Genomic DNA, 10,976 nt, shown 5'->3' on the forward strand with positions numbered 1-10,976 from the left:
TTGCAGAACTTTGACTAGGTGGGCTTCCTCAACCAAGTAAGGGTAACGACCATACCCTCGCTTGTTGTTGGGTACTCGCTCTGCTTTTAATGTGCCGCTTCTCACCCATGACATTACCGTATCTTCACTTACGAACCGTCCGCGATTAGAAGCCGACAGTTTATGAGCAATAGTTGCGAGTGTGTACATTCTTTCCACGATTAACGTCTCCCCTCGTTGATTGATTGCTCTACGAAGGCTCTTAAATCGGCTTCTCGAACTCGCCATAGCGTCCCGGCTAACTTCATTGCCTTAATGCGCCCCTCACCAAGCCACTTGTAGCAAGTTACCATTTCAATGTTCAACATCTTGGCTACATCATCAGCGGAGTAAAGGCGACCGAGGTACGTCTTCATATCTTCCATGATTTACTGACCTCCGTTCGTGTTATTGAGTATGAAATGCCTTAGCGATTCTTGTGGAATCCTAATTGAGCCGCCCACTTTGACGCTTGGCAATGTCCCATTGTGGGTCATTGCATATACTGTGGTGTAAGATAGTTGCAGAATGTCCATGACATCCTTGATTGTGTATAGCCGCTCCATGAGCAACAAACCCCTTCCTGTATTGGAATCGTTACAGTTCCAATATAAGAAGGGGTTTATAAATTTTTAACATTCAGTTGTAACAATAGATAAATCTCGATATTTTCCGATATTCTTTGAAATTCATGAATCCTCTTTCTTTGGTCAGACGGAAGGACAACGAAGCTAACCTTTTTGAACATAAAACAGGAAGTTTCCGCATTAATAATCGGACACAATCACAAGATAGCATCTGTTCAGAACCGGATATTGTTAAATACCCTTGAACGTTCATTTAGTGATATGTCCCCTGCCTTACGCACTAAGAATACTTGATCGTTCCTTTCTCAAACGCCCAATTTTGGCTTTTATGGCTTCTTTACGCTCTGCCGTGGTATCTTATGCCCGAACTCCAAGACAAGCTTACAATGCCTTCTCGCGATTTCTACAAGCCTTTGAGCAACATCTTCATCCTCCATAGCCAACCATACCTTCCGTGTCGTCACCATTGCTCAGTCCCCCCGTTCATGAACTTCTCGTATTGCTCACGAACATCGGCAACATCTTGATTAACATAACGGTTGACCATCTCCATTGAGGAATGCCCAAGCAGTCGACGTAATGAAAACGGGTCACCAGTTGCCTTTATATAGCGAGTCGCAAACGTATGACGGAAAGTGTGGGGGCTTATGCGAACGCCTGAAATCTTTGCTCTTTTACCGATAAAACTAATACACCTTGTTGCCCAATTCATATCTAACGCCCGTCCGAATTCATTGAGAAATAAATTGGGGGCTTGTCCGTTCTTCTCGTGCCAAGCGAGGTAAATAACCAATAGCTCTTGTGTCCTTGCTCCGAAATACACCGTCCGTGCTTTTCTAGTTTTAGCTGATTCAGCACGAACAGAAGCAGAACGACTCTGTAAGTCAACTTCTTCTACAAAAATCCTCATGCACTCACCTATGCGAACCCCTGTATCAAGCAGGAAGGACATTAATAAGGCATCACGCAGTCCAGTAAAAGTAGTCAGTTCACAGCAATTGAATAGCTTTCGTTCCTGTGCCTTTGAGATAACCTGAAAGTCTTCTTCCGGTACTTTTAACAATTCTACATTTTCGAACGGAGACTCTTTAATGATTCCCTCACTCATAGCCCAATTAAACATTGCTTTAATTGTTCTCAATCTGATGTTTATTGTGGAGGGCTTCAACCTCTGAACCGTCAACATAGATGAAATCCATGTACGAATAACATCTCGATTAGGTACAAAGTTATCAAGACCGCTGTACTCGGATGCCAAGAAACAACAAAACCATTTCATGTGTTTTCTGTAGTCTTCTAAGGTCCGCTCTGCCGCCCCTGCCGCTTGCCGTGCGGCATAGTAGCGGTTAAATAGCTTATTCAGTGTCAGCGTCTCAAGACAAGGTTTCTCGGCTTCTTGAAGGGTGGAGCGGGGCGTTTCCAAGACCGAAGGAGTAAGGCGGTCTAATAACCGCTGTGGAATGTCCAAATGATTCTTTCTTTGCCCGCGCTTATGCGGCGTTTTTCCTGTACTTTTGCTCATATTCAGTTCCTCCCGTTAGGTTTTCCTCCAACGGTCACGAACACAAAAAAACGCACCCGACCGCTGTTCAACGGTTAAGTGCGTTTCAGTCATCATCGCCGCAAAGCCTTATGCGGCGGGGGATTTTACAAGTATGGCGGAGAGAGTGGGATTCGAACCCACGTGGGCTTGCACCCTAACGGTTTTCAAGACCGCCCCGTTATGACCGCTTCGGTATCTCTCCAAGATCAGAGCGCATTGGACTCCTCGCGTGAGGTCGGCCAACCCGCTCCGTAATCATATCATACGCCCGAGAGCGCGATCAACCCCTGCGAGGCGCGATGACTTCGAGCCCGCCCATGTACGGGCGCAGCGCCTCGGGTACGACGACCGTGCCGTCCGCCTGCTGATAGTTCTCGAGGATCGCGGCGACGGTGCGGCCGAGCGCGAGACCCGAGCCGTTCAGCGTATGCACGTGCTCCGGCTTCGCGCCTGTCTCGCGGCGGAAGCGGATGCCCGCGCGTCGCGCCTGAAAGTCCTCGAAGTTCGTGCAGGACGAGATCTCGCGGTAGGTCGCCATGCTCGGCAGCCACACTTCGAGATCGTAAGTCTTCGCCGAACCGAAGCCCATGTCGCCCGTGCAGAGCGCGAGCACGCGGTACGGCAGGCCAAGCAGCTGCAAGACGCGTTCGGCTTCGTTCGTCAGCGACTCCAGCGCGTCGTACGACGTCTCGGGATCGACGAGCTTGACCAGCTCGACCTTGTTGAACTGATGCTGGCGGATCAGACCGCGCGTATCGCGACCCGCCGCTCCCGCCTCGGAGCGAAAGCAGGCGCTGAACGCCACGAGCTTGCGCGGCAGCTGTTCCTTCGCCAAGATCTCCTCGCGGTGAAGGTTCGTGACGGGCACCTCTGCCGTCGGGATCAGGTAATACTCCGTGCCGGCGATCTTGAACAGGTCCTCTTCGAACTTGGGCAGTTGGCCCGTGCCGACGAGGCTGTCGCGATTGACGATATACGGCGGCAGAATCTCTTCGTAGCCGTGCTGATCCGCGTGCAGATCCATCATGAAGTTGATGAGCGCGCGCTCAAGACGTGCACCGAGGCCCTTGTAGAAAACGAAGCGCGAGCCCGTGACCTTCGCCGCAGACTCGAAGTCGAGGATGCCGAGTCCCTCGGCAATCTCCCAGTGCGCCTTCGGCTCGAAGCCGAGGCTCGTCTGCTCGCCGACGCGGCGGATCTCGACGTTGTCCGCTTCGCTCGCGCCGACCGGCACGCTCTCGTGCGGGATATTCGGCACCGCGAGCAGCAGCGCGTCGGACTCGGCCTCAAGACCGCGAAGCTCCTCGTCGATCTGCTTGATCCGGTCGCCGACGTCCTTCATCTCGGCGATCAGTCCCTCGGCGTCGCCGCCGCTCTTTTTGAGCTTGGCCACTTCTTGGGAGACGACGTTGCGCCGATTTTTAAGATTGTCGCTTTCGGTCTGCAGCTCGCGGCGTCGGGCGTCGATCGCCGGAAACGCGGCGATCAGCTCCTCCGAAGCGCCCCGCTTCTTCAGCGCGTCCGCTACCTTGCCGTAGTCGGTGCGCAGCAACTTGATATCGATCATCGGTAGGTGATCCTCCTGACCCTGCGAAGGGAAGTATGCGTTGGCGTAGGCGCGTGCCTTAGCCTATGCTTGTGCGTTTATGCTTGTCCTTGGCCTGGGCCCGCGGCCTCGCGCGCCATGTCGATGAACAGGCCGTGCAGGCGGTAATCGTCCGTCAACTCGGGGTGGTACGAGGCCGCGAGCAGATGCCCCTGTCTGGCTGTGACGATCTCGTCCTTGTAGACGGACAGCACCTCGACGTTCGGCCCGACCTCTGTGATGAGAGGCGCGCGAATGAACACCGCGCGCAGCGGAGACTCGATGCCCTTGACAGGCAGGTCGGTCTCGAAGCTCTCGCGCTGGCGTCCGAACGCATTGCGCGCGACCGTTATGTCCATCAGCTGCAGATGCGGCTCCTCGTCGCCCGTCAGGCGCTCCGCCAACACGATGAGGCCGGCGCAGGTGCCGAATACGGGCTTGCCTGCGGCGGCGTAGCCGCGTACCGCTTCGATGAATCCGTATTTGCGCATCAGCTTGCCGATCGTCGTGCTCTCCCCGCCGGGGATGATGAGGCCGTCGATCTCCTCCAGCTGCTCCGTGCGCTTGACCGCGACGCCTTCGCCGCCGGCGAGCTCGATGCTGCGGATATGCTCCGCTACCGCGCCTTGCAGCGCCAGAACTCCGATTTTCATGGATGTACGACCTTCCTTCGTGTTCAGCCTTCTAAACCAATCGGGGCGGCCTCGCGGCCGGCGGTATGCCGGGGCGAGACCGCCCGAATCTGTGGCTTGCCGCAGCGAATCGCGTCCGCCGGTTCAAGCGATGAGCCGCCCGAAAAGGCGGCAGCGGCGATTAGATGCCGCGGTCCTGCATGCGCTGGGACAGCTCCAGCTTGGAGATCTCGATACCCTTCATCGGCGTGCCGAGGTTCTTGGAGACGCGGGCGATCAGCTCGTAGTCCTCGTAGTGCGTCGTCGCTTCGACGATCGCGCGAGCGAACTTCTCGGGGCTGTCGGACTTGAAGATGCCGGAGCCGACGAATACGCCGTCGGAGCCCAGGTGCATCATCAGCGCGGCGTCCGAAGGCGTCGCGATGCCGCCGGCAGCGAAGTTGACGACCGGAAGGCGGCCCGTCTCGTGTACGCCCAGCAGCAGCTCGTACGGTACGCCCAGCGTCTTGGCTTCGTGGTACAGCTCGTCCTTCGCCAGGTTCTGAACCTTGCGGATCTGGCCCGTGATCAGGCGCATATGGCGTACGGCTTCGACGATGTTGCCCGTGCCCGGCTCGCCCTTCGTGCGAAGCATGGACGCGCCTTCTTGAATGCGGCGCAGCGCCTCGCCCAGGTCCTTGGCGCCGCAGACGAACGGCACCGTGAAGTCGCCCTTGCTGATATGGAATACGTCGTCGGCCGGCGTCAGGACTTCGCTCTCGTCGATGTAGTCGACGCCGAGGGATTCAAGCACTTTGGCTTCGACGTAGTGACCGATCCGCGCCTTCGCCATGACCGGGATACTGACGACCTTCATGACTTCCTCTACGATCGTCGGATCCGCCATGCGGGCTACGCCGCCGGCCGCCCGGATATCGGACGGTACGCGCTCGAGCGCCATGACCGCCGTGGCGCCTGCCGCTTCGGCGATCTTCGCTTGCTCGGCGTTCATGACGTCCATGATGACGCCGCCCTTTTGCATCTCTGCCATGCCGCGCTTAACTCTCGATGTGCCTGTCTCCATTTTACCCACGCCTCCAATACATTCTAAGCATTTATTTTACAGGAATGGCCAAGGATAGACAACCCGTACGGTCGGGATTCTGCCGATCAAAACAGATTGACGATCCCCTTGAATAGACCGCTGAAAAATGCGCCGATCGCCCGCAGCATGAGCTTGAACCAGCCGGCCTTGTTCACGTCCTCGGTCGCGACCAGATCGACGGTGACCGACTTGTCTTCCTGCGTGACGGGATCCTTGTATGTGTAGGTGGCCTTACCCACCTTATCCCCTTGCTTCAACGGCGCGACCAGCGGATCGCTCGTCGGCACGACTTCCTTGAGCTGCGCTTCGACCTTGCTCGTCTTCGGCAGCATGACGGTGACATCCTGTCCGGTGACGACTTGTACCGTCTTCTTGCCGCCTTTCTTAACCTTCAGCGTTTCGTGCTCGGCGATCGCTGTCTTGGGCTGCACGAGCGTTTTCTTCTCGAAGCTGCCGAAGCCATAGTCGAACAGCTTGGCCGTCTCGAGGAATCGCTTGCCGTCGTTCGAATTGCCCGGTACGCCCATGACGACCGCGATCAGACGCGTGCCGTTCTGAAGCGCCGTGCCGGTGAAGCAGTTGCCCGCATTGGAAGTATGACCCGTTTTCAGGCCGTCAACGCCAGGGTAGGCGAATTTCTTGAAATTCTGCACGTTCTTGTTCGATTCGAGCATCCAGTCCCAGTTGATCATCGGCTGCTCATCGCGCTCGCGGAACTTGTAGGATTGAATCTTGGAGTACTCCAGAAACTCCGGGTAATCCTTCAATATATGGTAAGCCAACAGCGCCGAATCGTGCGCTGACATCACCGTCTCGCCTTCGATCGACGTCGGGCGATAAGCCTCCGGCATATCCGCGCGGTCAAGACCCGTCGAGTTGATAAAATGCGAGTCGTTCATGCCAAGCTGCTTCGCCGTCTCGTTCATGAGCTTAGCGAACGCTTCTTCTGAGCCGCCGACCGTCTCGGCCAGCTGCGCCGTGGCGTCATTCGCGGAACCGACGGCCATCGCGATGTACAGCTCTCTTACCGTATGCTTGTCGCCTACGGCCAGGAACACCCGGCTGCCGATCTGCTTGGCCGCATTCTCTTGAACGGTGATCTCCTGGTCCCAGCTGATCTTGCCGTCCTGAATGGCCTTAAAAACGAGATACTCCGTCATCATCTTAGTCATGCTGGCAGGCGGCAACGCTTCGTCCGCATTGTTCTGGTACAGCACTTGGCCGGTATCCGCGTCCATCAAGAAGGCTGACTTTACATTTAATTGAAGACCGCTGATATCGTTCGAGGCGGCCGAAGAGCGCGGCAGCAGCATCGCTTGCAGCAAGGCGGCTAGAAGTAGGATGGCTAGAAGCTTAAACATGACAGCGCGGGATTGCTTCGCATAGCGAACATAAGCTTGATTCAACACGCGACTCTCCTTTTTTCCTAACTTATTTATGAGTCGGACGAGGCCGTGAACTCCGTCTGTTATTGTAACATACCGCATCCAAAGGCAAAAGCCGCAAGGCGACGTTCGCTCGCCCTGCGGCTCTTCATTTTCGATCGTTTGCGGAATGCCGTTTACATCGAATAGTTCGGCGCTTCCTTCGTGATCTGCACGTCGTGCGGATGGCTCTCACGCAAGCCGGCGCCCGTGATGCGGACAAACTCGGTATCGTTCTTCAGCTCATCCAGCGTCGCCGTTCCGCAATACCCCATGCCGGAGCGCAGGCCGCCGAGCAACTGGTGCAGCGTGTCGCGCAGCGGCCCCTTGTAAGGCAAGCGGCCTTCGATGCCTTCCGGCACCAGCTTGGAGTCGTCCTCTTGGAAGTAACGGTCCTTGGACCCTTCCTTCATCGCGCCGATCGAGCCCATGCCCCGGTAAGACTTGTACCGGCGGCCTTGGTAAATCTCCGACTCGCCCGGGCTTTCTTCGGTGCCGGCGAACAGACTGCCGAGCATGACCGCGCTCGCGCCCGCCGCGATGGCCTTCGTGATCTCGCCCGAATACTTGATGCCCCCGTCCGCGATGATCGGGACATTGTACTCGCGAGCGACAGTCGCGCAATCGTAGATGGCCGTGATCTGCGGCACCCCGATACCCGCGATCACGCGCGTCGTGCAGATCGAGCCCGGCCCGATGCCGACTTTGACGACCGAAGCGCCGGCTTCGATCAGGTCCCGCGTCGCTTCGCCCGTCGCCACGTTGCCGGCTACGATCGTCAGCTCTGGGAACCGCTCGCGCAGCTTGCGGACCATGGTAACGATATCGATGTGGTGACCGTGCGCCGAATCGACGACGAGCACGTCGACGCTAGACTTCACCAGCGCGTCAGCGCGTTCGAACGTATCTTTGGACACGCCGACGGCTGCCCCAGCCAGCAGCCGGCCGTGCTTGTCTTTAGCCGCGTTCGGGAACTGGATCGCCTTCTCGATATCCTTAATCGTGATGAGACCCTTCAGCGTGTTGGAGTCGTCCACGAGCGGCAGCTTCTCGATCTTGTGCTTCTGAAGCAGCAGCTCCGCCTCTTGCAGCGTCGTGCCTACCGGCGCGGTCACCAGATTCTCGCTGGTCATCACGTCTTTGATCTTGATGGAGTAGTCATGAACGAAGCGCAGGTCGCGGTTCGTCAAGATGCCGACCAGCTTGCCGCCGTCGTCCGTGATCGGTACGCCGGAGATCCGGTACTTGCCCATCAGCTCCTCGGCATCGTAGACATGGTGCTCCGGCGTGAGCGAGAACGGATTCGTGATGACCCCGCTCTCCGAGCGCTTGACGCGGTCGACTTCCTCGGCTTGCTGGGCGACGGACATGTTCTTATGAATGATGCCGATGCCGCCTTCGCGAGCGATGGCGATCGCCAGAGCCGACTCCGTGACCGTGTCCATTCCGGCGCTGATCAACGGAATATTCAGCTTCACGGAAGGGCTGAGCGCCGTCTGGACGCTGACGTCCCTCGGCAGGATCGACGACTTGCGCGGGATGAGCAGGACATCGTCGAACGTCAAGCCTTCCTTGGCGAATTTATTTTGCCACACGAACATTTTCCTCCTTTGGAAATGCGTTTTTTTTGGATTTTCCGAATTGAATTATAGGCAATCTTAGCAGAGGCACTAGGGGCTGTCAAGGCGCACTAGATGCCGTATCTGGCAGTCTCTAGATTAACGCCGGACCGTTACTCCCGGTGCGCTTGCGATGCCGCCGATTGCTTGCTGAGACGTGCTTCGAATCCATCCAGCAGCACGCTGAGACCAAAGTCGAACTCGCTGTCCCAATCTACGGATGTCGTATATTTGGCGAGCCCAATCAGATACGGATAGCGTTCTTGCGACAGCGACTCGAACTTTTCTTGCTGACGCCGCCCATGCTCATTCTGGCTCAAGGCGGCCTCTTTCGCTTGTGAAAGCAAGCGGCTTTCCTCTTCGACATAGCCGTAAATATAACTTTTAAGCATCGATGCCAGCCAAGGCGTTTGTGCGCCCGCAAATCCCGCCTTAATCAAGGTTCGATATAGAAACTCGATGTGCGCGAGCCGGCCGGGACTCGCCGCGAACGTAGCATTCATAATCGGCACGGCGTCAGGGTACCGGCGGAGCGCCAGCCGGAAATGCCCGGCCCATTCTTTCAGCTGTTCCCGCCAGGAGCGCGATTCGTCCGGCATCGGTATGTCGACGCTAATGCGTTCCGCCAGCCAGTGCAGGAGCTGCTCCTTGTCCTTGACGTGATAATACAAAGCCGGCGCCTTCACGCCAAGCACATCCGCGATCTTGCGCATGCTCAGACTATCCAGCCCGCCGTCCCGCAGCATGCCCAAGACCACGTTCTCGATGCGGGTCCGGTCGAGCGGCGTATGAAGCGCGTCGTTTCCTACTGGACCCGACTCCGATGTCGGAGGTCGGACTCGCCTTCTCGCCATAGTTAACCTCCGATTTGTTTTGACAATTATAGCACATTGGTTTATTGTAACAGTGTTAAATTATAATTTATCAGTGTTAAATAAAGAAAAGGAGTTGTTAGGTATGATGAAGAATGAGCATCCGATCCAATCGCTTGCGGAAGCACTTCAAGAGATTTTAAACATCAGCTGGAAAGAGGTATGGATTCAGGGGGAGCAAGAATTAACAAGTTTGTTCGAACAACACGGAGACCGCGCCTACGGATTCTGGATCCATAAGTTTATGGCACCCGTATGCGAACGAATCGTACAGGAAGGCTATGATGTTAAATCCGGATTTAATCTGAAGAACTCCATCGAAAGGTGGGGACCTCCGGAGGAACGGGAGAGATGCGCTTGGTATGTCGTAAGCGATAAGGAGGGACTGTCTCTATGTACGTTGGTTTTGCAGGTTTATCACTCTCATGCCGCTTTTCATATCCCTCGGCCTCCGCGGCTTTTCACGCTGGAAGCTACAGACCGGCAAGATATTATTCAAGCGCTCTCCCAGGCTTCCGTTCGCGTCCGCTGGGATCTTCCCCAACAACGCCTGCCGGATGCGCCTTCAAACCGTGAAGGAATCGCGAACAGCTGGGAATACGCAACCGACGTAACGGTCCGCGATTGTCTGGCGCCCGGCCGAGACGCCTCCCTGTCCAACTGGTATCTGGACGAATCGTTTTCCCATTGGGGAAGGCATGGCTGGGAGCTCGTGAATATCATCAACGTAGATAGCGGCACTGTTGCGTTTTTTAAGAGACCCTCAAGCGCCTAAGCCTTCGAAATTCCGTTCTGTTATTCCGTCGCTTCTGCGCTTGCCGACCCGTCCTCGCTCTGATCGTCAGCCCCATCCCTCGACCCGTCGTGATCCGCGAGCGCAGCGATGCTCCACATCCATTGTTCCGTCTGCAGCTTTGCGCTGGACGTCGAAGCCTGCGCGCCGTTACCCCAAAACGCGCCTCCGATGCTTATAGCGAGCGCAAGCGTACTAGCCGCAATGATCTTGGACATCTGATGTTCCGCCTTTCCATGATTCTTATTTATCGTTATGTCCTTATTTTAACCCTGGTTTTTGAACTGAATATGAAATCCGGCTTAAGGATTACTGAATTATAACGATTAAAACTAAAGTTTCTGTACTCTTTTACCCGCGCGTATGCCGAATTATAACTGGCTTTGCGGACTATCTTTCTGTTATTTCGCCTAAATTGCAAAAACCAACGAAAAAACCACCTTCCGAAGAAGGTGGTTCTCTTTTTACTGCATTTAGCCTGGCGACGTCCTACTCTCCCAGGACCCTGCGGTCCAAGTACCATTGGCGCTGGAGGGCTTAACGGTCGTGTTCGAGATGGGTACGCGTGGGACCCCTCCGCCATTACCGCCAGACCTACTGTTTGGCATTTGCCAACCAGCTTTGCAGCTTACAGAGCTTGCGCCCTGAAAACCGGATGCGAAACGAACCTGCGCTAGAAATTCTCTTGCCTGTGCGGCTTGGCCGTTGGTCTGCTTTGAAAAGCAAACCGTAGGATAAGCCCTCGACCGATTAGTACTCGTCAGCTACACCCATTACTGAGCTTACACCCCGAGCCTATCAACCTCGTGTTCTCCAAGG

11 protein-coding genes, 1 tRNA gene and 2 rRNA genes are annotated in these 10,976 nt (G+C 55.8%); 1 reads left to right on the plus strand and 13 read right to left on the minus strand.

Annotation, left to right across the window (positions count from 1 at the left end):
* Nucleotides 1-200 precede the first annotated feature (200 nt).
* From BM235_RS29115 to BM235_RS29160, 10 genes are all read right to left on the minus strand, one after another.
* Nucleotides 201-404 (minus strand): helix-turn-helix domain-containing protein, encoded by a 204-nt coding sequence (locus BM235_RS29115; protein ID WP_255374651.1) that lies wholly within the window; start codon nucleotides 402-404, stop codon nucleotides 201-203.
* 3 nt (nucleotides 405-407) lie between these two features.
* On the minus strand, nucleotides 408-584 hold the full coding sequence (locus tag BM235_RS33030) for a helix-turn-helix domain-containing protein (RefSeq protein WP_143106752.1): 177 nt from the start codon (nucleotides 582-584) through the stop codon (nucleotides 408-410).
* A 481-nt stretch (nucleotides 585-1,065) separates the two neighbouring features.
* Nucleotides 1,066-2,127, minus strand: a complete 1,062-nt coding sequence (locus tag BM235_RS29125) for a tyrosine-type recombinase/integrase (RefSeq protein ID WP_090117774.1) — start codon at nucleotides 2,125-2,127, stop codon at nucleotides 1,066-1,068.
* 134 nt (nucleotides 2,128-2,261) lie between these two features.
* A tRNA-Ser gene (locus tag BM235_RS29130) sits at nucleotides 2,262-2,350 on the minus strand.
* A gap of 78 nt (nucleotides 2,351-2,428) precedes the next feature.
* Complete coding sequence (gene serS, locus BM235_RS29135; RefSeq protein ID WP_090117775.1) at nucleotides 2,429-3,715, minus strand: serine--tRNA ligase; 1,287 nt, start codon at nucleotides 3,713-3,715, stop codon at nucleotides 2,429-2,431.
* 77 nt (nucleotides 3,716-3,792) lie between these two features.
* Complete coding sequence (gene pdxT, locus BM235_RS29140; protein ID WP_090117776.1) at nucleotides 3,793-4,386, minus strand: pyridoxal 5'-phosphate synthase glutaminase subunit PdxT; 594 nt, start codon at nucleotides 4,384-4,386, stop codon at nucleotides 3,793-3,795.
* A gap of 160 nt (nucleotides 4,387-4,546) precedes the next feature.
* Nucleotides 4,547-5,428 carry a pyridoxal 5'-phosphate synthase lyase subunit PdxS gene (pdxS, locus tag BM235_RS29145; RefSeq protein WP_090117777.1) on the minus strand — a complete coding sequence of 294 codons (882 nt, stop codon included), beginning with the start codon at nucleotides 5,426-5,428 and terminating at the stop codon, nucleotides 4,547-4,549.
* An 86-nt stretch (nucleotides 5,429-5,514) separates the two neighbouring features.
* Nucleotides 5,515-6,858, minus strand: a complete 1,344-nt coding sequence (locus BM235_RS29150) for a D-alanyl-D-alanine carboxypeptidase family protein (RefSeq protein WP_369803570.1) — start codon at nucleotides 6,856-6,858, stop codon at nucleotides 5,515-5,517.
* Nucleotides 6,859-7,010: 152 nt separating this feature from the next.
* On the minus strand, nucleotides 7,011-8,468 hold the full coding sequence (gene guaB / locus BM235_RS29155) for an IMP dehydrogenase (protein WP_090117791.1): 1,458 nt from the start codon (nucleotides 8,466-8,468) through the stop codon (nucleotides 7,011-7,013).
* 137 nt (nucleotides 8,469-8,605) lie between these two features.
* Nucleotides 8,606-9,346, minus strand: a complete 741-nt coding sequence (locus BM235_RS29160; protein ID WP_090117778.1) for a TetR/AcrR family transcriptional regulator C-terminal domain-containing protein — start codon at nucleotides 9,344-9,346, stop codon at nucleotides 8,606-8,608.
* Between the two features lie 103 nt (nucleotides 9,347-9,449).
* On the opposite strand from BM235_RS29160, the gene BM235_RS29165 reads away from it, so the two are divergent.
* Nucleotides 9,450-10,139, plus strand: coding sequence for a DUF6022 family protein (locus BM235_RS29165; RefSeq protein ID WP_255374653.1), 690 nt, complete (start codon nucleotides 9,450-9,452; stop codon nucleotides 10,137-10,139).
* A gap of 20 nt (nucleotides 10,140-10,159) precedes the next feature.
* Here the strand turns inward: BM235_RS29165 and BM235_RS29170 are convergent, their stop codons facing one another.
* From BM235_RS29170 to BM235_RS29180, 3 genes are all read right to left on the minus strand, one after another.
* A complete protein-coding gene (locus BM235_RS29170) occupies nucleotides 10,160-10,375 on the minus strand; it encodes a hypothetical protein (protein WP_090117779.1) in 216 nt (71 codons plus the stop codon).
* Nucleotides 10,376-10,633: 258 nt separating this feature from the next.
* Nucleotides 10,634-10,750 (minus strand): 5S ribosomal RNA (gene rrf, locus BM235_RS29175).
* A gap of 137 nt (nucleotides 10,751-10,887) precedes the next feature.
* Nucleotides 10,888-10,976 (minus strand): 23S ribosomal RNA (locus BM235_RS29180); the annotation flags it as partial.

The organism is Cohnella sp. OV330, from assembly GCF_900112065.1.
Lineage (GTDB): Bacteria > Bacillota > Bacilli > Paenibacillales > Paenibacillaceae > Cohnella.

What these genes read in the sequence shown, in the direction of transcription:
- BM235_RS29165 (WP_255374653.1), top strand. Translation starts at nt 9,450, where the DNA reads ATGATGAAGAATGAGCATCCGATCCAATCGCTTGCGGAAGCACTTCAA.
- BM235_RS29170 (WP_090117779.1), bottom strand. Translation starts at nt 10,375, where the DNA reads ATGTCCAAGATCATTGCGGCTAGTACGCTTGCGCTCGCTATAAGCATC.
- pdxT (WP_090117776.1), bottom strand. Translation starts at nt 4,386, where the DNA reads ATGAAAATCGGAGTTCTGGCGCTGCAAGGCGCGGTAGCGGAGCATATC.
- BM235_RS29160 (WP_090117778.1), bottom strand. Translation starts at nt 9,346, where the DNA reads ATGGCGAGAAGGCGAGTCCGACCTCCGACATCGGAGTCGGGTCCAGTA.
- serS (WP_090117775.1), bottom strand. Translation starts at nt 3,715, where the DNA reads ATGATCGATATCAAGTTGCTGCGCACCGACTACGGCAAGGTAGCGGAC.
- BM235_RS33030 (WP_143106752.1), bottom strand. Translation starts at nt 584, where the DNA reads ATGGAGCGGCTATACACAATCAAGGATGTCATGGACATTCTGCAACTA.
- BM235_RS29125 (WP_090117774.1), bottom strand. Translation starts at nt 2,127, where the DNA reads ATGAGCAAAAGTACAGGAAAAACGCCGCATAAGCGCGGGCAAAGAAAG.
- BM235_RS29115 (WP_255374651.1), bottom strand. Translation starts at nt 404, where the DNA reads ATGGAAGATATGAAGACGTACCTCGGTCGCCTTTACTCCGCTGATGAT.
- pdxS (WP_090117777.1), bottom strand. Translation starts at nt 5,428, where the DNA reads ATGGAGACAGGCACATCGAGAGTTAAGCGCGGCATGGCAGAGATGCAA.